At 74.4% G+C, this 21894-nt stretch carries 19 protein-coding genes; 14 read left to right on the plus strand and 5 right to left on the minus strand.

Translation table 11 applies throughout. The features are described from left to right. The first annotated feature begins 64 nt into the window (after positions 1-64). Entirely contained in the window at positions 65-2356 is a 2292-nt protein-coding gene (pcrA, locus tag BLP29_RS09340; RefSeq protein ID WP_092802714.1) for a DNA helicase PcrA, read from the plus strand. A gap of 234 nt (positions 2357-2590) precedes the next feature. On the opposite strand, the gene BLP29_RS09345 is transcribed toward pcrA, so the two are convergent. Together BLP29_RS09345 and BLP29_RS09350 are read right to left on the minus strand one after the other, a co-directional pair. Beyond that, the gene (locus tag BLP29_RS09345; protein ID WP_243469814.1) at positions 2591-3439 is read right to left on the minus strand and encodes a M23 family metallopeptidase; all 849 of its coding nucleotides are present in this window, start codon (positions 3437-3439) and stop codon (positions 2591-2593) included. 275 nt (positions 3440-3714) lie between these two features. Then, positions 3715-4608 (minus strand): esterase/lipase family protein, encoded by an 894-nt coding sequence (locus BLP29_RS09350; RefSeq protein WP_092802717.1) that lies wholly within the window; start codon positions 4606-4608, stop codon positions 3715-3717. 178 nt (positions 4609-4786) lie between these two features. Here BLP29_RS09350 and BLP29_RS09355 point away from each other — a divergent pair, with 178 nt between their 5' ends. The 7 genes from BLP29_RS09355 to purH all read left to right on the plus strand — a co-directional run bounded on the left by BLP29_RS09355 (position 4787) and on the right by purH (position 12980). Next, complete coding sequence (locus BLP29_RS09355; RefSeq protein WP_207798389.1) at positions 4787-5911, plus strand: hypothetical protein; 1125 nt, start codon at positions 4787-4789, stop codon at positions 5909-5911. 84 nt (positions 5912-5995) lie between these two features. After that, positions 5996-7159, plus strand: coding sequence for an ADP-forming succinate--CoA ligase subunit beta (sucC, locus tag BLP29_RS09360; RefSeq protein WP_092802721.1), 1164 nt, complete (start codon positions 5996-5998; stop codon positions 7157-7159). Positions 7160-7193: 34 nt separating this feature from the next. Next, on the plus strand, positions 7194-8069 hold the full coding sequence (gene sucD, locus BLP29_RS09365; RefSeq protein WP_092802725.1) for a succinate--CoA ligase subunit alpha: 876 nt from the start codon (positions 7194-7196) through the stop codon (positions 8067-8069). Positions 8070-8223: 154 nt separating this feature from the next. Beyond that, positions 8224-9468: a hypothetical protein gene (locus BLP29_RS21235; RefSeq protein ID WP_092802728.1), complete on the plus strand. Its 1245-nt coding sequence runs from the start codon at positions 8224-8226 to the stop codon at positions 9466-9468. Positions 9469-9599: 131 nt separating this feature from the next. Next, positions 9600-10778, plus strand: a complete 1179-nt coding sequence (locus tag BLP29_RS09375; RefSeq protein ID WP_133379094.1) for a cell division protein PerM — start codon at positions 9600-9602, stop codon at positions 10776-10778. Positions 10779-10824: 46 nt separating this feature from the next. After that, complete coding sequence (gene purN, locus BLP29_RS09380; protein ID WP_092802731.1) at positions 10825-11433, plus strand: phosphoribosylglycinamide formyltransferase; 609 nt, start codon at positions 10825-10827, stop codon at positions 11431-11433. Continuing rightward, a complete protein-coding gene (gene purH, locus BLP29_RS09385; RefSeq protein ID WP_092802734.1) occupies positions 11430-12980 on the plus strand; it encodes a bifunctional phosphoribosylaminoimidazolecarboxamide formyltransferase/IMP cyclohydrolase in 1551 nt (516 codons plus the stop codon). Before purN ends, purH begins: the two co-directional genes overlap by 4 nt. Before the next feature lie 46 nt (positions 12981-13026). Here the strand turns inward: purH and BLP29_RS09390 are convergent, their stop codons facing one another. Next, positions 13027-13722, minus strand: coding sequence for a hypothetical protein (locus BLP29_RS09390; protein ID WP_243469815.1), 696 nt, complete (start codon positions 13720-13722; stop codon positions 13027-13029). 328 nt (positions 13723-14050) lie between these two features. Here BLP29_RS09390 and BLP29_RS09395 point away from each other — a divergent pair, with 328 nt between their 5' ends. From BLP29_RS09395 to BLP29_RS09415, 5 genes are all read left to right on the plus strand, one after another. Continuing rightward, positions 14051-14914 carry a bifunctional methylenetetrahydrofolate dehydrogenase/methenyltetrahydrofolate cyclohydrolase gene (locus BLP29_RS09395; RefSeq protein WP_092802738.1) on the plus strand — a complete coding sequence of 288 codons (864 nt, stop codon included), beginning with the start codon at positions 14051-14053 and terminating at the stop codon, positions 14912-14914. A gap of 10 nt (positions 14915-14924) precedes the next feature. Then, entirely contained in the window at positions 14925-15224 is a 300-nt protein-coding gene (locus BLP29_RS09400) for a DUF3017 domain-containing protein (protein ID WP_092802741.1), read from the plus strand. A gap of 58 nt (positions 15225-15282) precedes the next feature. Beyond that, positions 15283-16230 (plus strand): malate dehydrogenase, encoded by a 948-nt coding sequence (gene mdh, locus BLP29_RS09405; RefSeq protein ID WP_092802744.1) that lies wholly within the window; start codon positions 15283-15285, stop codon positions 16228-16230. A gap of 34 nt (positions 16231-16264) precedes the next feature. Beyond that, on the plus strand, positions 16265-17482 hold the full coding sequence (locus BLP29_RS09410; RefSeq protein ID WP_092802747.1) for an NADP-dependent isocitrate dehydrogenase: 1218 nt from the start codon (positions 16265-16267) through the stop codon (positions 17480-17482). 199 nt (positions 17483-17681) lie between these two features. Next, entirely contained in the window at positions 17682-18563 is an 882-nt protein-coding gene (locus tag BLP29_RS09415) for an endonuclease domain-containing protein (RefSeq protein ID WP_133379096.1), read from the plus strand. A 98-nt stretch (positions 18564-18661) separates the two neighbouring features. Here BLP29_RS09415 and BLP29_RS21525 read toward each other — a convergent pair whose 3' ends face one another. Next, complete coding sequence (locus tag BLP29_RS21525; RefSeq protein ID WP_092802753.1) at positions 18662-19399, minus strand: CAP domain-containing protein; 738 nt, start codon at positions 19397-19399, stop codon at positions 18662-18664. Positions 19400-19536: 137 nt separating this feature from the next. On the opposite strand from BLP29_RS21525, the gene BLP29_RS09425 reads away from it, so the two are divergent. Beyond that, a complete protein-coding gene (locus BLP29_RS09425) occupies positions 19537-20868 on the plus strand; it encodes a hemolysin family protein (RefSeq protein ID WP_092802756.1) in 1332 nt (443 codons plus the stop codon). A 66-nt stretch (positions 20869-20934) separates the two neighbouring features. Here BLP29_RS09425 and galE read toward each other — a convergent pair whose 3' ends face one another. After that, a complete protein-coding gene (gene galE, locus BLP29_RS09430) occupies positions 20935-21882 on the minus strand; it encodes a UDP-glucose 4-epimerase GalE (protein ID WP_092802759.1) in 948 nt (315 codons plus the stop codon). Between the last annotated feature and the right edge of the window lie 12 nt (positions 21883-21894).

Raw genomic sequence — 21894 nt, forward strand, 5'->3', positions numbered from 1 at the left:
AGAGTCTGCCACACCCCGCGGGCCCGGGGGAGTGTCGGTGCCGGCGCCTAAGCTCGACGGCGTCATGAGCAGCCCCCAGATCTCCCTCCCCGGTACCGCCGCCCTGCCCCGCCAGACCTCCGGTCAGGTCGGTCGCGAGCTCGACCGCATGCTCGCCGGCCTCAACGGCCCGCAGCGCGACGCGGTGGTGCACGAGGGCGGGCCGCTGCTCATCGTGGCCGGCGCCGGGTCGGGCAAGACGCGCGTGCTCACGCACCGCATCGCCTACCTGCTGGGCGCCCGCGGGGCGCACCCGGGCGAGATCATGGCGATCACCTTCACCAACAAGGCCGCCGGCGAGATGAAGGAGCGGGTCGCCCAGCTGGTCGGCCCGCGCGCCCGGGCGATGTGGGTGTCGACCTTCCACTCGATGTGCGTGCGCATCCTGCGCGCCGAGGCTGCGAAGCTCGGCCTGAAGAGCTCGTTCACCATCTACGACCAGGGCGACTCGGTGCGGCTGCTCACGATGGTGGCCCGCGACCTCGACCTCGACGCCAAGCGCTACCCCGGGCGCAGCCTGGCCACCCAGATCTCGAACCTGAAGAACGAGCTGGTCGACGAGGAGTCCTACGCCCCGGTCACCGCGCCGGAGAAGGTGCTGGGCGAGGTCTACGCGCTGTACCAGCGCCGGCTGCGCGAGGCGCACGCCATGGACTTCGACGACCTCATCATGACGACGGTCAACCTGCTGCAGGCCTTCCCCGACGTCGCCGAGCACTACCGGCGCCGGTTCCGGCACGTGCTCGTCGACGAGTACCAGGACACCAACCACGCGCAGTACGCGCTGGTGCGCGAGCTCGTCGGGTTCCCGGGCGGGCCGGTGCCGCCGGCCGAGCTCTGCGTCGTCGGTGACGCCGACCAGTCGATCTACGCCTTCCGCGGCGCCACGATCCGCAACATCGACGAGTTCGAGCGCGACTACCCCGAGGCCACCACCATCGTGCTGGAGCAGAACTACCGCTCCACCCAGCGCATCCTGCGCGCGGCCAACCAGGTCATCGCCCGCAACACCGCCCGGCGCCCGAAGAACCTGTGGTCCGACGCCGGCGACGGCGAGCTCATCGAGGGCTACGTCGGGGAGAACGAGCACGACGAGGCGGCCTGGGTCGCCGAGCAGATCGACAAGCTGGTCGACGCCGGTGACGCCCGGCCCAAGGACATCGCGGTCTTCTACCGCACGAACAACGCCTCCCGCGTCTTCGAGGAGGTGTTCATCCGGGTCGGCATGCCCTACAAGGTGGTCGGCGGGGTGCGCTTCTACGAGCGCAAGGAGGTCCGTGATGCGCTGGCCTACCTGAAGGTGGTCAGCAACCCCACCGACGTGGTCAGCCTGCGGCGGGTGCTCAACACACCCAAGCGCGGCATCGGCGACCGCGCCGAGGCGTGCGTCGAGACCCTGGCCGACCGCGAGCGCATCGCGTTCGCCACGGCGCTGCGCCGGGCCGACGAGGCCCCGGGCCTGGCCACCCGGTCGCTGAAGAACATCCAGGAGTTCGTCTCGCTGCTCGAGGAGTTCGAGCACCTGCTGGCCACCGGCTCGGGGCCCAGCGCCCTGCTCGAGTCGATCCTCGAGCGCAGCGGCCTGCTCAGCGAGCTCGAGTCCTCCACCGACCCCCAGGACGAGGGCCGCGTCGACAACCTGCACGAACTGGTCAGCGTCGCGGCCGAGTTCGAGGCCGTGAACCCCGAGGGCTCGGTCACCGACTTCCTGGAGCAGGTCTCGCTGGTCGCCGACGCCGACCAGATCCCCGTCGCCGGGGACGACGCCGGGGTGGTCACCATGATGACCCTGCACACCGCCAAGGGCCTGGAGTTCCCGGTCGTCTTCCTGACCGCTCTCGAGGACGGCGTCTTCCCGCACCTGCGCGCGCTGGGAGACAGCAAGGAGCTCGAGGAGGAGCGCCGGCTGGCCTACGTCGGCATCACCCGCGCCCGAGAGCGGCTGTACCTCTCCCGCGCCACCGTGCGCACCTCCTGGGGGCAGCCGGCCTACAACCCGCCGTCGCGCTTCCTGGACGAACTGCCCGACGACGCCGTGCACTGGACCGGGGTCGACCCCAAGCCCTCGGCCGCCTACGGCTCGGCGCAGCGCCGGGTGGCCGCCACCGGGCTGTCCACCGGCGGTCTGCGCGGCGGGGCCGGCAACCGCCAGGTCATCAGCGTCGACGTGGGTGACCGGGTCAGCCACGACGCCTTCGGGCTGGGCACGGTGGTCGAGATCAACGGGGTCGGCGACAAGGCCCAGGCCACCGTCGACTTCGGTTCCGGCGGCGTCAAGCGCCTGGTCCTGCGCTACGCCCCGGTGGTGAAGCTGTGAGGGCGACTCCGTCGACCTCACAGACTTCACCACCGGATGACACGGCGATCCTGCGGATCGCACCGCGGCCAGGAGCCGTGCCCCGGGTGAGCTGAGCGCGTCCGTCGTTCGATCGGGGACCCTGCGGGCCCCCTCCTCGCGACCGAGCAGCTGTCGGCCGGCGGTCGAGCCCCTCCTCGGGGAGCCTCCGGCCCCGCTCGTCGGGACTCAGCGCCTGCGGCGCAGCAGTGCTCCTTACCCGCCGATCTCGACGCCGCGGTCGTTCAGCCAGGCTTCGGGGTCGGTGGGGCGGCCGGTCATGGAGCCGACGTGGATCTCGAAGTGCAGGTGGGGGCCGGTCGACTGGCCCTCGCTGCCGACCTTGGCGATGACGTCGCCGGCGGACACCACGTCGCCGGCCTCGACGTCCATGTAGCGCATGTGGCCGTAGATCTCGACGTTGCCGTCGGCGTCCTGGATGTAGATGGCGTTGCCGTAGCCGCTCGCGGGGCCCGCCCGCAGCACGACGCCGTCCGCCGCGGCGACGATCGGGGTGCCGAGCGGGGCCGCGAGGTCGATGCCCCAGTGCATCTGGCCCCAGCGCTGGCAGAAGCAGGTGGTCATCACGCCGTCGGTGGGCAGCACGAAGTCGGGCTCGCGCTCGGCCCGGGACGCGGCGAGGTCGGACAGGCGGGACGCGGCCTCGGCGGCGGTGATCTCGCGGCGGGCGTCGACGTCCTCCATGCCGCCGGCGAAGTTCGACTCGGCGGCCGACAGGCCGTAGTCGGCGGCGTCGCCGACCGGGGCGCTGGGGATCGGGGACCCGGAGGTGCCGAGCACGGCGGCCAGCAGCCCGCCGACCGACAGCGCGGCCAGCAGCGCGGGGGAGCGACGACGCGGAGGGCGGGGGACGCGGTGCCGGCCGCGGGCGGCAGGCGGGCGGGGTCCGGAGGTGAGGACCTCGACCGCACCCACGGTGGACCGGCTCCTGCCGGTGTCGTCCAGGGGGTTGCGGGGAGCGGGCAACGGGTCGAACAGCTCGCTGGCGTCGTGCGGCACGCGGGTGTCCAGGACGTCGGCGTCGAGGACCGACCTGTCGCGCACCGGCCGTCCGGTGCGGGGACGACCCACGAGGTCACGAGACCGGGACAAGCGGGCACCGCCTTCCGACGCCGTCCCGCCCGGGGGAGCTGGTCGCCGTCCGGCTGGGCCGGGCGGCGGGGTGGGGCGGTGTCGCGAGTGTGTGACGTCAGGATCGACGTGCGCCGACGGGTTGCCGACTGCGTGATCGCATTGTGACCACGCGTGACCCGATGGGGCGGGGAGGTGAGCGGCGTGTCGTTCTGTCGACTTCTCGTCACGCTCCGTGGAGCGTGACCTCAGGCGGCGACTGCGTGGGACGCGCTGCTGCGGTGCCCGGCCAGGACGGCGGCCACCTCGTCGAGCACCGGACGGGTGATCGGCAGCGACATGTGGCCCACACCCCGCACCAGCACGTTGCGGGCGTGCAGGTCGGGGTGGTCGCACCGACCCCGGGTGACCGGCAGGACGAGCTGGTCCAGGTCGCTCCACACCGCGGTGACCGGGACGTCGAGCTGCGGCGCCGGGGCCGCCAGCTCGGCCATCAGCTCCGAGCCCGGGCGCAGCTGGCGGATGAGCGGGGTCGGGCCGGCGTGGGCCCAGGCCGTGCCGCCGTGCGGGGTGCCCAGGGTGGTGAGCGAGGCCATGCGCGCCGTGCCGCCGCACTGCAGCAGGTAGCGGGCGACCAACCCGCCCAGGCTGTGCCCCACCACGTGCACCCGGTCGTGGCCGGTCTCCTCGCAGACGGCGGCGAGGTGCTCCTCGAGCTGGTGGGCCGCCACCCGGACGTCCTGCACCAGCGGGCTGTAGTTCCAGGTGCTCACCGAGGTGAAGCCGCGGCGGCGCAGCGACCGGGACATCACCGTGAAGACCGAGCGGTTGTCGACCATGCCGTGCACCAGCACGACCGGCACCCGGGCGGCCAGCGGGTCGGCGGCGAAGAACGCGCGGACGGCCGGCGGTTGCCAGTCGGGGCGGATCCGCTCGTCGACGCAGAGCGTCTCGGCACGCGTGCCCAGCGGCCACAGCACCGCGTGCGCGCCCACCCAGGCCAGCTCGGTGAGACCGCCGGCGAGGGTGGCCGGGCGGCACAACGACCGCAGGGTGCGCGCCGCGGTGACCACGCCGGACGCGCCGCTGGCCACCAGACCGGGCGCGCCGTGCCAGGCTGGGGCCGACGCGGACGTCGTCACGGGCACCTCCCGGGTCGAGTGCGGCTCCGGGCCGGTGCGGCCGGGCTGTGGTGGGACTCACGAATTCCTGCCCCGTTCATGCCACGGTAATGCCCTCGTGTGTCCACCGTCACACACGACGCCCCGACACGATCACGATGCGGTCTCGACGGACGTCGACCGTGCCGAGGAGGAATGCGTGGCCCCCCGCAGGACAGACCAGCAGCGCCGCCCCAGCAGCCCGGCCCGGGGTGCCACCGCCAGCGCCCGGCGGGGGGCTCCGTCGCGTCGCACCGCGCCCGCCGTCCCGGTCGACCGCCTGGTGGTCGGGCCCGTGCCCGTGGTGGCCCGGGCGGCGGGGGCCCTCCTGGCGCTGGCCGGGCTGGTCGGCGCCGTCGCGGTGTTCCCGGCCTACCTGGTGGTCGACGACGTCCGGCTGTCGCTGGCCACCGGCCCCCTCGACGTGCTCGTCGCGCTCGTGGCGCCGGTCGTCGCGCTGGCGGTCGGCGGGCTCACGGTCGCGGGCCGGGTGCCGCGCTTCGGCCTGGCGTACGCAGCCGTGACCGGCGGCCTGGCCGTGGGGCGGGTGCTCATCGAGCTGCACCAGGGCACGGCGTCCACCACGCGCCCGGGCATCGAGGTGCTGGCCGGTGACCTCGTCGTGACCAGCACCGTGCGGACCGCGCCCGGCTGGGTGCTCGGCCTCGCGGCCCTGGTCCTGTCGGTGCTGGCCGGCCTGCTCGCGCTGGTCGCCTGGGGGCGCACCGTGATGGAGGACGCCGGGTCGCTGGACCCGCTGCGCCCGGTGCTGGCCGGCAGTGCCGTCCTGCTCGGGGCCCTGGCTGCGCTCTGCCTCGCGCTGCCCGCGGCCGACGTCCGCGACGAGCTGGTCACCGACCCCCGCACCGGTCTGGTGAGCGTGGTGACCGCCGAGGGGCCGCGCGCGCTGCTCGAGCGGCCCGGCGCGGCCCTGCTCGGCGGCCTGCTGCTGGCGGGTGCGCTGCTGCTGTCGGGTGTCGTGGCCGCGTCGCTGCGCCCGCGGCTGGCCGCGGTGGGCGGGCTGCTGGCCGTCGGGGTGGCCGTGCTGGCCGCGGGGCTCGCCGGACTCCGGGACGCCCTGCACTCCCCGGACCTGGACTGGACGCTGCCCGGCGTCGGTCTGCTGCTCGCCGGCCTCGCCCTGTCCGGCCTGGCGGGGCTGGCCTGGCGGTGGCGACCCGCCCCCGGTCGTACCCCCGGACGGGCCCTCGGCCTCGGCGACCCGGACGACCTGCTCGACGAGGCCGCCGACGCCTTCCCTGAGGGTCGTCGCGGCGGCCGCTGAGCGAGGTGCGCACCCTGTGATGCGTCCCACGGACCGCGACGGGTGGTCGGCAGGGCGGTTGCCGGGGCGTTACGGTCTCTCTTCGTGGATCTCTTCGAGTACCAGGCCCGTGACATGTTCGCAGCGCACGGCGTGCCCGTGCTCCCCGGCGGCGTAGCCGAGACCCCTGAGCAGGCCGAGGCCATCGCCCGCGACATCGCGGGCCAGGTCGTCGTCAAGGCCCAGGTCAAGGTCGGCGGCCGGGGCAAGGCCGGTGGCGTCAAGCTCGCCGACTCCCCGGAGGAGGCCAAGGCCCGCGCCACCGACATCCTCGGCCTCGACATCAAGGGCCACGTCACCCGCAAGGTGATGGTGGCCCAGGCCAGCGACATCGCGGAGGAGTACTACTTCTCCTACCTCCTCGACCGCTCCAACCGCACCTTCCTGGCCATGGCCAGCGTCGAGGGCGGCATGGAGATCGAGGAGATCGCGGTCACCAAGCCCGAGGCCCTGGCCCGCATCGCCGTCGACGCGACCGTCGGCGTGGACCGCGCCAAGGCCGAGGAGATCGTCGACGCGGCGAAGTTCCCCGCCGAGGTGCGCGACCAGGTCATCGACATCGCCATCAAGCTCTGGGACGTGTTCTCGAAGGAGGACGCGACCCTGGTCGAGGTCAACCCGCTGGCCAAGGCGCCCGACGGCACCGTCCTGGCCCTCGACGGCAAGGTCACCCTCGACGAGAACGCCGCCTTCCGGCAGGCCGGGCACGAGGCCCTCGAGGACGCCGCCGCGGCCGACCCGCTCGAGGCCGCCGCGAAGGAGAAGGGCCTCAACTACGTCAAGCTCGAGGGCGAGGTCGGCATCATCGGCAACGGCGCCGGCCTGGTCATGAGCACCCTGGACGTCGTCGCCTACGCCGGTGAGGAGTTCGGCGGGGTCCGCCCGGCCAACTTCCTCGACATCGGTGGCGGCGCCTCGGCGCAGGTCATGGCCGACGGTCTGGGCATCATCCTCGGCGACCCGGCCGTGAAGAGCGTCTTCGTCAACGTCTTCGGCGGCATCACAGCCTGCGACGCGGTCGCCGACGGCATCGTGTCCGCGCTGGCGATGCTCGGCGACGACGCCACCAAGCCCCTCGTCGTCCGCCTCGACGGCAACAACGTCGACGAGGGCCGCCGCATCCTCGCCGAGGCCGCCCACCCGCTGGTCACCGTGGTCGACACCATGGACGGCGCCGCCCGCCGGGCCGCCGAGCTCGCCGCCGCCTGATCCCGACCTGCTGACTGCGAAGGACACCTGAACCATGAGCATCTTCCTCACCGAGAACAGCAAGGTCATCGTCCAGGGCATCACCGGGTCGGAGGGTCGCAAGCACACCCAGCGCATGCTGGCCTCCGGCACCGCGGTGGTCGGCGGCGTGAACCCCTCCAAGGCCGGCCAGACCGTCGACTTCGACGGCACCTCCGTGCCGGTCTTCGGCTCCGTCGCCGAGGCCATGAAGGAGACCGGGGCCGACGTCACCGTCGTCTTCGTGCCCCCGAAGTTCGCCAAGGGCGCCGTCGTCGAGGCCGTGGACGCCGGCATCGGCCTGTGCGTGGTCATCACCGAGGGCATCCCGGTCAAGGACTCGACCGAGTTCTGGGCCTACGCCCAGGGCAAGAGCACCCGGATCATCGGCCCCAACTGCCCGGGCTTGATCAGCCCCGGGCGCTCGAACGCCGGCATCATCCCGGCCAACATCACCCAGGCCGGCAAGATCGGGCTGGTCTCCAAGTCCGGCACGCTGACCTACCAGATGATGTACGAGCTGCGCGACATCGGTTTCTCCACCGCCATCGGCATCGGCGGCGACCCGGTCATCGGCACCACGCACATCGACGCGCTGCAGGCCTTCCAGGACGACCCGGAGACCGAGGCCATCGTGATGATCGGCGAGATCGGCGGCGACGCCGAGGAGCGCGCCGCCGAGTTCATCAAGGCCCACGTCACCAAGCCCGTCGTCGGCTACGTCGCCGGCTTCACCGCCCCCGAGGGCAAGACCATGGGCCACGCCGGCGCCATCGTCTCCGGCTCGGCCGGGACCGCCCAGGCCAAGAAGGAGGCCCTCGAGGCCGCCGGCGTCAAGGTCGGCAAGACCCCCTCGGAGACCGCGCGCCTCATGCGCGAGCTCCTGGGCTGACCCACCCGCACCCGGCGGCGGGGTACCCCTCGAACGGAGGGGTACCCCGCCGCTCTGCGGTTGCGGCACCCCCGGCGCGTGGAGACCATGCGTGCCGGGACCCTGACATGCTGATCACGTCCCACCCGGAACGACTCAGGAGAGAAGCCGAGCGATGACGACGAGCGGACCCGACCAGACGCCGGGGGGACCCGGGCAGGGTCCTGCCGGCTACGGCCAGCCCGGCCAGCAGTCCGGCGGCTACGGCCAGCAGGGCCAGCAGGGCCAGCAGGGCCAGCACGGCCAGCAGGGCGGCTACGGGCAGCCCCCGCAGGGCGGCTACGGGCAGCCCCTGCAGGGCGGCTACGGCCAGCCCGCGCAGGGCGGCTACGGCCAGCCCGCGCAGAGCCAGCCCGGCCAGCCGCAGTACGGCCAGGGCGGCTACGGGCAGGGCGGCCCGGCCCCGTTCGGCCAGCCCGCCTCCGGCGGCGGCTTCGACCTCAAGAAGCTCAAGGTCGCCGACTACGTGGTCGCCGGCAGTGCGCTGCTCTACCTGCTCTTCTCGCTGCTGCCCTGGTTCAGCGGCGACTTCGGCTTCGGCTACAGCTACAGCGTCAACGGCTTCGAGTCCGGGCTGATCGTCTTCTCGTTCATCCTGCTGCTGCTGGCCGCCGTGTGGGTGCTGCTCCCGGCGTTCGTCGACCTCAAGCTCGGGTTCCCCCGCAGCTTCGTCACCGTCGGGCTCACCGGGCTGGCGTTCCTGCTCACCCTCATCGAGTGGATCCAGACCTTCGAGGCCGGCTTCAGCATCTTCGCGCTGCTGACCTTCCTGGTGTCCGCCGCGGCCCTGGCGTTCGCCGTCCTCGGCCTGCTCCCCGAGCTGAAGAACAAGCCGGCCATGTCCGGGGGGCTGGCCAACGCCGCGTCCTGGGCCAACCAGCAGGCCCCGCAGTTCGGTCAGCAGCACGGTGGCCAGCAGCAGGGTGGTCAGCAGCACGGTGGCCAGCAGGGGGCTCAGGGCTTCGGCCAGACCGGCCCGCAGGGCGGCTACGGCAGCTCGTCGCAGCCCGCCGGCTACGGCCAGCAGCCGGGCCAGGCCTACGGCCAGCCGGGCCAGCAGAACCAGGGCGGGTGGGGTCAGCCGTCGGCGTCGGCCCCGTCCTACGGGCAGCCGTCGTCCGGGTCCAGCACGCCGTCCTACGGCCAGCCGTCCGCGGGCCCGTCCTCGTCCGGCCCGTCGACCCCGGGCCAGACCCCGGGTCAGGCCCCGGCCGGCAGCTGGAGCGCCAACCCCTCGGGCGGGCCGTCGACCGGCGGCAACCCGCCGGCGCCGCCGACGTACGCCGCGCCCAGCACCCCGCCGCCGCCCCCCGCGGCCGACGAGGACCGCGACCGGCCGAAGCCCTCGGGCGACGCCTGACCGCACCGCACCACCCGCACCACCACGAGACCCGCTCCGGAGCCTTCCGGGGCGGGTCTCGTCGTCGGTGATCTGGTCGGCCCCGGCGGGCCCGTCCCCCGCCGGGCCGGTGGGCTTGCGAGAGTGGGGGGATGCACGAGCTCCTCACCCGGACGACGGCCCGCCTCCGTGCCGTCACCGGGTCGCCCACGCCCGTGCTGGCCGCCGCGGCGTCGGCCGCGGTCACCGTCGCCGGCCTCCTGGTGCTCACCCTCGCCCTCGTCGTCGTCTCGGCGCTGGACCCCGACGGCGGGCTGTCCACCGGTCAGGACACCGCCCTCGCCGCCCGGCTGTGGCTGCTCGCCCACGGGGCGGGACTGGACTGGCAGGCCGGGTCGCTCGCGCTGGCCCCCCTGGTGCTCACCGCCGCCGTCGCCTGGGGCATCAGCAGCGCCGCCCGATGGGTGGTGGCCGAACGCGACCTCGGCTCGGCCCGCGACGTGCTCACCGCCGCCGGCACCGTGGCCGGCGGGCACCTGCTGCTCACCGTGCTCGTGGCCCTGCTCGTCACCGGCCCCGACGCCGCCGTGCAGTGGCCGCGCACCCTGGCGGGCGCGGTGCTGCTCCCGCTGCTGGCCGCCGCGTGGGGCGCCGGGCGGGAGTCGGGGTGGGCGGGCGAGCTGCTGGGCCGCGTGCGCGGGCCGGGCCCGGCGGTGGCCCGCGGGGTGCTCGCCGGCACCTGGTGGTTGCTGGCCCTGGCCTTCGCGGTGGTCGCCGTCGCGCTCGTGGGGGACGTCTCCGGGGTCGCGGCGCTGGCCACCACCCTGGGCGGGGCCGGCGCCGGGGCGGTCGGCCTGGTCGGGCTGAGCGCCCTGCTGCTGCCCAACGCCGCCGTCGCCGTCCTCGGCCTCGCCGCCGGCCCCGGTTTCGCCGTCGGGGCGGGCACGCTCGTCTCGACCGCCGGGGTCACCCTCGGTGCGGTGCCCGCGCTGCCGCTGCTCGCGGCCCTGCCCGACACCCAGGCGGTGCCGCTGCTGGCGTTCGTGTCGCAGGTGCTGCCGGCCGCGGCGGGCCTGGTCGCCGGCACGGCCACCGCCCGCCGGCTGACCGACGCCGACGGCGGGGCCGTCACCGCGGCCCTGTGGGGCGTCGTCACCGGGGTCGGCGTCGGCGTGCTGACCGGGGTGCTGTGCCTGGTCGGCGGCGGCTCGCTCGGGGACGGCGCACTCGCCGAGGTCGGTGCACCCGCCCTGGCGACAGGCCTGGCCACCGCCGCCCAGGCCGGGCTGGCCGCCGCGATCGCGGCCGCCGTCACCCGCTGGCGCGGCTGAACGCCCGAGGTCCGGGGCCGCAGAGGCCCGAGTAGCCTCCCGGTACGTGCCGCCGGACCACCCGACACCTGCCCGGGTCGTCGTGCTCCTGTCCGGCACCGGTTCCCTCTGCGCGGCGCTGATGGCAGCCGACAGGCCGTCGTTCACCGTCGTGGCCGTCGGCGCCGACCGCGAGGCGCCCGGTCTGGCTGCGGCCCGCGAGCGTGGCGTGCCCACCTTCGTCGTCCCGCTCGCCGACCACCCCGACCGGGTGTCCTGGGACGCCGCGCTGGCCGGGGCGATCGCCGCGCACCGCCCCGACTGGGTGGTCAGCGCCGGGTTCATGAAGCTGTTCGGCCCCGCCGTCCTCGCCGCGTTCGGCGGTCGGCTGCTCAACACGCACCCGGCCCTGCTGCCGGCCTTCCCGGGGGCGCACGCCGTGCGCGACGCCCTCGCCGCGGGCGTCACCACCACCGGGGCCACCGTCCACCTCGTCGACGCCGGCGTCGACACCGGCCCGGTGGTCGCCCAGGCCCCGGTGCCGGTGCTGCCCGGCGACGACGAGGCCCGTCTGCACGACCGGATCAAGGCCGTCGAACGGGTGCTGCTCGTCGACACCCTCGACGACCTCGCTTCCGCCACGACCCCCTCCGACCAGCCCAGGAGCACCCCATGACCGACCGCACCCCCGTCCGCCGGGCGCTGCTCGGCGTCTACGACAAGACCGGCGTCGAGCAGCTAGCCCGCGGCCTGGCCGACGCCGGGGTGGAGCTGGTCAGCACCGGTGCGACCGCGCGCCGCATCGCCGAGGCCGGCATCCCGGTCACCCCGGTCGAGCAGGTCACCGGCTTCCCCGAGTGCCTGGACGGCCGGGTGAAGACGCTGCACCCCGGCGTGCACGCGGGCATCCTGGCCGACCGCCGCAAGGCCGACCACGTGCGTCAGCTCGACGAGCTGGGCATCGCCGCCTTCGACCTCGTGGTGGTCAACCTCTACCCGTTCCGCGAGACCGTGGCCTCGGGTGCCACGCCCGACGAGTGCATCGAGCAGATCGACATCGGCGGCCCGGCCATGGTCCGCGCCGCGGCCAAGAACCACCCGTCGGTCGCCGTCGTCGTCGACCCGGCCCGCTACGACGACGTCCTCGCCGCCGTCGCCGAGGGCGGCACCACGCTGGCCCAGCGCCAGCAGCTGGCCACCGACGCCTTCCGGCACACCGCCTCCTACGACGTCGCCGTGGCCTCGTGGCTGGGCAGCACGGTGGCCCCCGACGCCAGCGGCTTCCCCTCGTGGACCGCGGCGACCTGGGAGCGCGCCGACGTGCTGCGCTACGGGGAGAACCCGCACCAGGCCGCCGCCCTCTACCGGGGCGACCGGCAGGGGCTGGCGCACGCCGAGCAGCTGCACGGCAAGGCGATGTCCTACAACAACTACGTTGACACCGACGCCGCCTGGCGGGCCGCGCACGACCACGACGCCCCGTGCGTGGCGATCATCAAGCACGCCAACCCCTGCGGCATCGCCGTCGGCGCCGACCTGGCGCACGCCCACCGCAAGGCGCACGCGTGCGACCCGGTCTCGGCCTTCGGCGGGGTGATCGCGGCCAACCGCGAGGTCGACCTGTCCACGGCCGAGCAGATCGCCGAGGTGTTCACCGAGGTGGTCGTCGCCCCGGCCTTCACCGACGACGCCGTCGACGTGCTCACCCGCAAGAAGAACGTGCGCCTGCTCCGCATGCCCGCCGACGCCGTGGCCGAGCCGGTGGAGCTCCGGCCGATCAGCGGCGGCGTGCTCGTGCAGCACGCCGACCGGGTGTCCGCCGCGGGCGACGACCCCACCACGTGGATCCTGGCCACCGGCTCGCCGGTCGACGCCGCCGCCCTCGACGACCTCGTGTTCGCGTGGCGGGCGGTGCGCGCGGTGAAGTCCAACGCCATCCTGCTGGCCAGCGACGGCGCCACGGTGGGCGTGGGCATGGGCCAGGTCAACCGGGTCGACGCCGCCCGCCTGGCCGTGCAGCGGGCGGGGGAGCGGGCCGCGGGCTCGGTCGCCGCCTCCGACGCCTTCTTCCCGTTCGCCGACGGCCTGCAGGTGCTGCTGGACGCAGGGGTCACCGCCGTCGTCCAGCCGGGCGGGTCGGTGCGCGACGAGGAGGTCGTGGCCGCGGCCGCCGAGGCCGGCATCGCGCTCTACCTCACCGGCACCCGCCACTTCGCGCACTAGCGCCAGCGGCCCCCTCGCCCGGCGGCGAGGGGGTCGTCCCGGCGCCTCACCTCAGCTTCGGGCCGGTGAGCAGCGCCTTCAGGGCGCCCAGCAGACCCAGGCCGGCGACCGCCAGCGCGAAGGCGAACCCCAGGTCGAAGGCCTCGGGCCGCCAGCGCTGCGCGGCCGCCGGCACCAGGACGGCGGCCACGACCACGCCGGCCACCACCAGCGCCAGCGCCCCGAGGAAGCGGTGGGCGCGGGCGGGCAGGAGCAGCAGCAGGCCGAGCACGAACAGCAGCGCCCCACCGGCGAGCACCGCACCCGGCTGCCACAGCCCGGTGCTGAACAGGTCGGTCCAGTCACGACCGGCGGTGTCGACGACGTCCTCGGCCAGGCCGTAGCCGGTCGCACCGCCCGGCGTCCACGGCAGCGCCAGGCTCAGCCCCGCGGCGACCCCGGCCAGCTGCAGGAGCAGCGCGCCGACGGGGTCGGGACGCCGCACCGCCACCGGCTTGGTCGACCAGGCCGGCGCGGTCGCCCCCGGGTCGGCCGGGGGCCGCCACGTCTGCACCGGCTCCGGGGCGGGCGCCGCCCCGGCGGGCGGGACCGCGGGCACCACCGCGGTGTCCTGCCGGTCCGCGTCGTCCCGCGCGGAGGCGGTGGGGTGGACGGCGGTGACCTGCTCGTCGGCCGGGTCGGGGGTGCGGGCGGACCCGGGGGTGGTGAACACCTGGGTGCGGTCGGGGTCGGGCTGGCTCATCTGTCCTCCTCGGCGCTGACCGGTCAGCCCTCGACCCTAGGAGACGGCCTCGTCCCTCCCCACGACACGCTCCGCGCGCCGCGGGTCCCGGGGACGAGGCCGTTCCAGCACGTCACCTCCTCCCCACGACACGCTCCGCGCGCCGCGGGTCCCGGGGACGAGGCCGTTCCAGCACGTCACCTCCTCCCCACGACACGCTCCGCGCGCCGCGGGTCCCGGGGACGAGGCCGTTCCAGCACGTCACCTCCTCCCCACGACACGCTCCGCGCGCCGCGGGTCCCGGGGACGACGCGGTCGCCGCACCTCACCCGTGCGGCAGACTGGGCCGGTGACCGCGACACGACTGGACGGCAAGGCCACGGCGGCCGCGATCCGCACCGAGCTGACTGAGCGGGTGACCGCGCTCGCCGCCGCGGGTCGCCGTCCGGGGCTGGGCACGCTGCTGGTCGGCGACGACCCCGGCAGCCGGTGGTACGTCAACGCGAAGCACTCCGACTGCGCGCAGGTCGGCATCGCCAGCATCCAGCGCGAGCTGCCCGCCGACGCCACCCAGGCCGACGTCCTCGCCGTCGTCGCCGAGTTCAACGCCGACCCCGCCTGCACCGGCTACATCGTCCAGCTCCCGCTGCCGCGCCAGGTGTCCGAGGCCGCCGTCCTCGAGGCGATGGACCCCGACAAGGACGCCGACGGCCTCCACCCGACCAACCTCGGTCGCCTCGTGCTCGGCGTCCCCGGCCCGCTGCCGTGCACCCCGCTGGGCATCGTCGAGCTGCTGCGCCGCTACGACGTCCCCCTGGCCGGTGCCGAGGTCGTCGTCGTCGGCCGCGGGGTCACCGTCGGCCGCCCGCTCGGGCTGCTGCTCACCCGGCGCAGCGAGAACGCCACCGTCACGCTGTGCCACACCGGCACCCGCGACCTGGCCGCGCACACCCGCACCGCCGACGTCGTCGTGGCCGCAGCCGGGGTGCCCGGCCTGCTCACCGCCGACATGGTCAAGCCCGGGGCCGCCGTCCTGGACGTCGGGGTCAGCCGGGTCGACGGCAAGATCGCCGGCGACGTCGCCCTCGACGTGGTCGACGTCGCCGGGCACGTCGCCCCGAACCCCGGCGGGGTCGGGCCCATGACCCGGGCGATGCTGCTCAGCAACGTGGTGGGGCTCGCCGAGCGGGCCGCGGCCCCCGTCGTGGCCTGAGGAGGACGCCGTGGCCCGCGCCCCGCTGCACACCCGGCGTCCCTTCCTGGCGGGGGTGCTGCGGCAGCTGCCGCTGACCGGTGTGCTGCTGGTGGTGGCGGTGGGTCTGCTCACCGTGGCGTCGGGCAACTGGCGCCGTGGCCTGCTCGTGATGGGGTTGGCGCTCATCGCCGCGGGGGTGCTGCGCATGGTGCTGCCGGTGCGCCGCCAGGGGTTCCTGGCCGTCCGGAGCACGGTCACCGACGTGCTGCTCACCACCGGCGGGGGAGTGGCCCTGGCCCTCGTCGCGGTGGCCATCCCCCCTGGTTGACCGCGGCCTGACCGGCCCGGGGGCGCAGCCGAGCAGCTCCGGCGATAGGTTGGCGGCCATGGCGACGAAGCCCGGCAAGATCACCGTGGTGGGTTCCGGCTTCTACGGTTCCACCACCGCACTCCGTCTGGCGCAGTACGACGTCGTGGGCACCGTGGTGCTCACCGACGTCGTCGAGGGCAAGCCCGAGGGGCTCGCGCTCGACCTCAACCAGTCCCGCTCGATCGAGGGCTTCGAGACCGAGGTCGTCGGGGTCGGCGGCGGCTCCTACGAGGGCACCGAGGGATCCGACGTCGTCGTCATCACCGCGGGCCTGCCGCGCAAGCCGGGCATGAGCCGCATGGACCTCATCGAGACCAACGCCGGCATCGTCCGGCAGGTGTCGGAGAACGTCGCGCGCACCTCGCCCGACGCCGTCGTGATCGTGGTCAGCAACCCGCTCGACGAGATGACCGCGCTGGCGCAGCTGGCCACCGGCTTCCCCACGCACCGCGTGATGGGCCAGGCCGGCATGCTCGACACCGCGCGGTTCACCGACAACGTCGCCCGCGAGCTCGGCGTCCCGACCGCCTCGGTGCAGACGCTGACCCTGGGCAGCCACGGCGACACGATGGTCCCGGTGCCCAGCCGGTGCACCGTCGACGGCCGGCCGCTGTCGGAGGTCATGGCACCCGACCGCATCGCGCACCTGGTCGACCGCACCCGCAACGGCGGGGCCGAGGTCGTGGCGCTGCTCAAGACCGGCTCGGCGTACTACGCGCCCTCGGCGGCCGCGGCCCGGATGGCCAAGGCCGTCATCGAGGACTCCGGTGCCGTCATGCCGGTGTGCGCCTGGGTCGACGGCGAGCACGGGATCTCCGGGGTCTACCTGGGGGTCGAGGCCGAGATCGGCCGCGAGGGTGTCCGGCGGGTGGTCGAGACCGACCTCACCGACGACGAGCTGGCCGGGCTGCGTGAGGCAGCCGAGGCCGTACGAGCCAAGCAAGCGGACGTCGCCGACCTCTGAGGGTCGGCTTCCAACAGAGAGGGACCACTTCCACGTGAGCAAGATCAAGGTCAAGGGCAAGGTCGTCGAGCTCGACGGCGACGAGATGACCCGGATCATCTGGCAGTTCATCAAGGACGAGCTGATCCTCAAGTACCTCGACGTCGACCTCGAGTACTACGACCTCGGCATGGAGAACCGCGACGCCACCGACGACCAGGTGACGATCGACGCGGCCAACGCCATCAAGCAGCACGGCGTCGGGGTCAAGTGCGCCACGATCACCCCGGACGAGGCGCGGGTCGAGGAGTTCGGCCTCAAGCAGATGTGGCGCTCGCCCAACGGCACGATCCGCAACATCCTCGGCGGCGTGATCTTCCGCGAGCCGATCATCATGCAGAACGTGCCGCGCCTGGTGCCGGGCTGGACCAAGCCGATCATCGTCGGCCGCCACGCCTACGGCGACCAGTACCGCGCCACCGACTTCAAGTTCCCCTCCGCGGGCACCCTGAAGGTCGTCTTCACCCCCGAGGACGGCTCCGAGCCCATCGAGCGCGAGGTCTTCCAGGCCCCCGGCGCCGGTGTCTCGCTGTCGATGTACAACCTCGACGACTCGATCCGCGACTTCGCGCGCGCCTCGCTGAACTACGGCCTGGCCCGCAACTACCCGGTGTACCTGTCGACGAAGAACACGATCCTCAAGGCCTACGACGGCCGGTTCAAGGACATCTTCCAGGAGGTGTTCGAGGCCGAGTTCCAGGAGAAGTTCGAGGCCGCCGGCATCACCTACGAGCACCGCCTCATCGACGACATGGTCGCCGCCAACCTCAAGTGGGAGGGCGGCTACGTCTGGGCCTGCAAGAACTACGACGGCGACGTCCAGTCCGACACCGTGGCGCAGGGCTTCGGCTCGCTGGGCCTCATGACCTCGGTGCTGGCCACCCCGGACGGCAAGACCGTCGAGGCCGAGGCCGCGCACGGCACGGTGACCCGGCACTACCGCCAGCACCAGCAGGGCAAGGAGACCTCGACCAACCCGATCGCGTCGATCTTCGCCTGGACCCGGGGCCTGGCCCACCGCGGCAAGCTCGACGAGACCCCCGAGGTCACCCAGTTCGCCGAGACCCTCGAGCGCGTGTGCATCGAGACGGTCGAGGGCGGTCAGATGACCAAGGACCTCGCCCTGCTGATCAGCAAGGACGCCCCCTGGCTCACCACCCAGGACTTCCTCGCCGCGATCGACGCCAACCTGCAGAAGGCCATGGCTGCCTGATCCACCCGACGACGGCCCCCCTCCCGCTCCGCGGAAGGGGGGCCGTCGCACGTCCGGGGCACAAGGGAGCACCACGATGTCGGGGACATCGGGCCCCCGGACGGCCTCGGGATCCCCGATGTCCCCGACGTCGTCGGACCGGGCTGGGGTCCCTGTGGACAAGTGCGGAGTCGTCGTCGCAGCGGGGCAGGCTGGTGCGGTGTCCCCGGCCCGCCGTCCCGGACAACTCGTCGGGCGCGTCTTCCTCGGCCGCACCGCCTGTGACCGCGGCTGGCTGACGTCCGAGCAGCTGCGTGGCTCGGCATGGCGGCGGGTGATGCGCGGGGTCTACGCGGATGCGTCGTTGCCGGACACGCACGGCGTGCGTCTGGCCGCGGCGCGGCTCGTGCTGCCGCCCACCGCGGTGGTGGCCGGCCGCAGCGCTGCCTGGCTGCTGGGGGTGACCGAGGCGGCAGACGAATCGACCCCGGTGGAGGTGCTCGTCCCGCGGGAGCACCGGTTCGGCCCCGTGACCGGGCTCCGCATCCGGCAGGGCGGTACCGAGCCCGACGACCTCGCCGAGCTGCGCGGTCTCCGGCACACCACCGCCGCGCGGACGGCGTCCGACATCGCCCGGTGGGAGAGCACGGCCGAGGCGGTCGTGCTGCTCGACCTGTTGCTGACCCGGCGTCTGGTGGACCGCGACGACCTGCACGAGCGCGTGGTCGGGCTGCCGGCCGGCCCCGGCACCCGGCGGGCTGTGCAGGCGGTGGCCCTGGCAGACCCGCGGGCGGAGTCACCGCAGGAGTCGCGCACCCGGGTCCTCCTGGCCCTCGCCGGCTTCCCCGTCGTTCCCCAGTTCGAGGTGCGGGACGACGACGGGCGCTGGGTGGCCCGCGTCGACCTCGCGCTGCCCGACCTACGCATCGCCGTGGAGTACGACGGCGTCTGGCACGGTGAGCGGGGGCAGCTCAGCAGCGACCGACGACGGCTCAACCGGTTGACCCAGGCCGGGTGGCTGGTGCTCCACCTGACCGCGGCCGACCTGCATCGCCCCGCAGAGGTGGTCGCCCGCCTTCGTGCGCTCATCGCCCTCCGGTGATCGCTCGCGGTGGATGCCGACCGGTGTCGGGGACATCGGGCTTCGGGCGCAGCCGTAGGACCCCGATGTCCCCGACATCGGGGCAACCGGTCAGCGGGTCAGCGGCCGAAGAGTTGGGTCCACGTCGGGCCGGGGCCGCCGGTGACCATGCCGACGCCAAGCCGGGTGTTGCCGCAGTCGAGGATGTTGGCGCGGTGGCCGGGGCTGTCCATCCAGCCCGCCATCACCGACGCCGCGTCGCCGTAGCCCTGGGCGATGTTCTCCGCCGACGCCCCCGCCACCCCGGCCGCGGCGGCGCGGTCCCAGGGGGAGAGGCCCTCCGGGGTGGTGTGGCTGAAGTAGCCGCGGTCGCGCATGTCGGCGCTGTGCGCACGGGCGACCGCGGCCAGTCCGGCGTCGGCGGACACGGGGGCGCACCCGGCCGCCGACCGCTCGGCGTTCACGAGCTCGACCACCGCCGCCTCGGCGCCCGGGTCCCCGGGGTCGGCCACGGCGACCTGCGCGGGGGCCGGGGCGGGCTCCGGTGCCGGACCCGGCTCGGGCGTGGTGGGCACCGGTGCCTCGACGGTGGGCGGCTCGGTGGTGGGCGGCGCCTCGGTGGTGGGCGGTGCCGGGGTCACGGTGGTCGGGGCCGCGGACGTGGTCGCGGCCGCGCTCGACGTCCGTGCGGTGCTGCTCGCCGTCGCCGCGGCGGGCACCGGGTCACCGCCGCCCGGCAGCGCCCACAGCACGCCGCCCAGGACGCCGAGCACGGCCAGCACGGCGAGGGCGGGGACCCAGCGGCGCGGGACCCGCAGGCCGCGGGGGGTCCGGCGGTGGCTCCGGGGGGCGGTCATGGGCGACCACCGTAGCGGGGTGGACCGCGGGTGAGACGGAACGCGCACCGCGGCACGACCGTTGCCGGGTGGACCGTCCGCCCCGCACCCGGGATCCTGGGACGGCCCCACCACCCTGCAGAAGGAGCACGCCGCCGGTGAGCGACGTCTGGCTCAACATCGTCATGGTCGTCGTGTTCGTGCTGATCGGCGGCGCGTTCGCCGGCGCCGAGATCGCGCTGGTCTCGCTGCGGGAGTCCCAGGTGCGGGCCCTGGGCGAGCGCGGCAGCCGGGGGAAGGCGCTCACCAAGCTCCTGCACGACCCCAACCGCTTCCTCGCCGCCGTGCAGGTCGGGGTGACCCTGGCCGGGTTCTTCTCCGCGGCCTTCGGCGCCAGCACGCTGTCGGCCCCGCTCGGGGACTGGCTGGTGGGCCTGGGGGTTCCCCGCGGCGCCGCCGACCCGGTCAGCTTCGTGCTGGTCACCATCGGCATCAGCTACCTGTCGCTGGTGGTCGGCGAGCTGACCCCCAAGCGGCTCGCGCTGCAGCGGGCCGAGGGGTTCTCGCTGGTCGTCGCCGGTCCGCTCAACCGCATCGCCTCGGTGTTCCGGCCGGTCATCTGGCTGCTCTCGCGCTCGACCGACCTGCTGGTGCGGCTGCTGGGCGGGGACCCCAAGCAGAGCGGCGAGTCGATCAGCCAGGAGGAGCTGCGCGACCTCGTGGCCGCGCACGAGTCGCTGTCCACCGACGAGCGCCGGCTCATCGACGAGGTCTTCCGGGCCGGGGACCGCGAGGTGCGCGAGGTCATGACCCCCCGCACCGAGGTCGACTTCCTCGAGGCCTCGCTCACCGCCAGCCGGGCGGCCAAGCTCATCGCCGACAACGGCCACTCCCGCTACCCGGTCGTCGGCCGCACCCAGGACGACGTCGTCGGCTTCGTGCACGTGCGCGACCTGCTGCAGCCCAACCACCCCGCCGGGCGGGCGGCGACGGTCGGCGACCTGGCCCGCGAGGTCAAGCAGCTGCCCGGGACGGCGGGGGTGCTCACCGCGCTGTCGGAGATGCGTCGCGAGAGCCACCACCTGGCGATCGTCGTCGACGAGTACGGCGGCACCGACGGCATCGTGACGCTGGAGGACCTCATCGAGGAGGTCATCGGCGAGATCTACGACGAGTACGACGAGGACGCCGCCCCCGAGACCGACGAGCCGGCCGAGGGACCGCACGACGTCGACGGCCTGCTCAACCTCGACGACTTCGCCGAGGCCACCGGCCTGCACCTGCCCGAGGGGCCCTACGAGACGGTGGCCGGGTGGGTGCTGGCCGAGCTCGGCCGCATCCCCGCGGTGGGCGACACCGCCGAGCACGAGGGCCGGGTGCTCGCGGTCACCGAGCTCGACGGACGCCGGATCGCCCGCATCGCGGTGGCCCCGGCGCCCGCGCCGGCCATCGACGGCGACACCCTCCGCGCCGGCGCCGCTGCCACCTGAGGAACGGCCCCGTCCCACCCCACGGTGCACTCGGCACGCCGCGGGCCCCGGGACGGGGCCGTCCCGTCAGCTCACCAGCGCCCAGGCGTCGCGGACCATGGTGGTGAGCTCGGCGTGCTGCGGGTCCCAGCCGAGGTCGGCACGGATGCGCTCGGACGACGCCACGAGCTGGGCCGGGTCGCCGGCCCGCCGGGCGCCGACGACGACCGGCACGGGGTGGCCGGTGACCTCGCGGACGGCGTCGACCACCTGCCGCACGCTGAACCCGGTGCCGTTGCCCAGGTTGTAGATGCGGTGCTCGCCCGGCGCGGGGGCCGGCAGGGCCAGCAGGTGGGCGTCGGCGAGGTCGAGCACGTGCACGTAGTCGCGGATGCAGGTGCCGTCGGGGGTGGGGTAGTCCTCCCCGAACACCGTGATGGCGTCGCGCGTGCCGGCCGCCACCTGCAGCGCGATCGGGATCAGGTGGGTCTCGACGGCGTGGCGCTCGCCGCGGCCGAAGCCGGCGCCGGCCACGTTGAAGTAGCGCAGGCTCACCGCGGCGAACCCGTGGGCCACCGCGTACGAGGTGAGCATGTGGTCCACGGCCAGCTTGGAGGCTCCGTAGGTGTTCGTGGGCCGGGTCGGGGCGTCCTCGGTGATCGGGACGGCGTCGGGCTCGCCGTAGGTGGCCGCGGTCGAGGAGAAGACGATGCGCCGGCAGTCGACCGCCCGCATGGCCTCCAGCAGCGCGAGCGACCCGCCGACGTTGGTGTGCCAGTAGTCCTCGGGCTGGGTCTGGGAGACCCCGACCAGGCTCTTGGCCGCGAAGTGCAGCACCGCCTCGGGGCGTACATCGGCCAGCACCGGGGCCGAGTCGTGCAGCGAGGCCCGCACGAACGCCGCGCCCTCGGGCACGGCGTCGGCGTGGCCGGTCGAGAGGTCGTCGAGCACGGTCACCTCGTGACCCCCGGCCAGCAGGGCCGCCGTGACTACGCTGCCGATGTAGCCGGCACCACCGGCGACGAGAACACGCATGCCCCGAAGCCT

The sequence above is a fragment of the Klenkia marina genome, from assembly GCF_900101025.1.
GTDB classification, from domain to species: Bacteria; Actinomycetota; Actinomycetes; order Mycobacteriales; family Geodermatophilaceae; genus Klenkia; species Klenkia marina.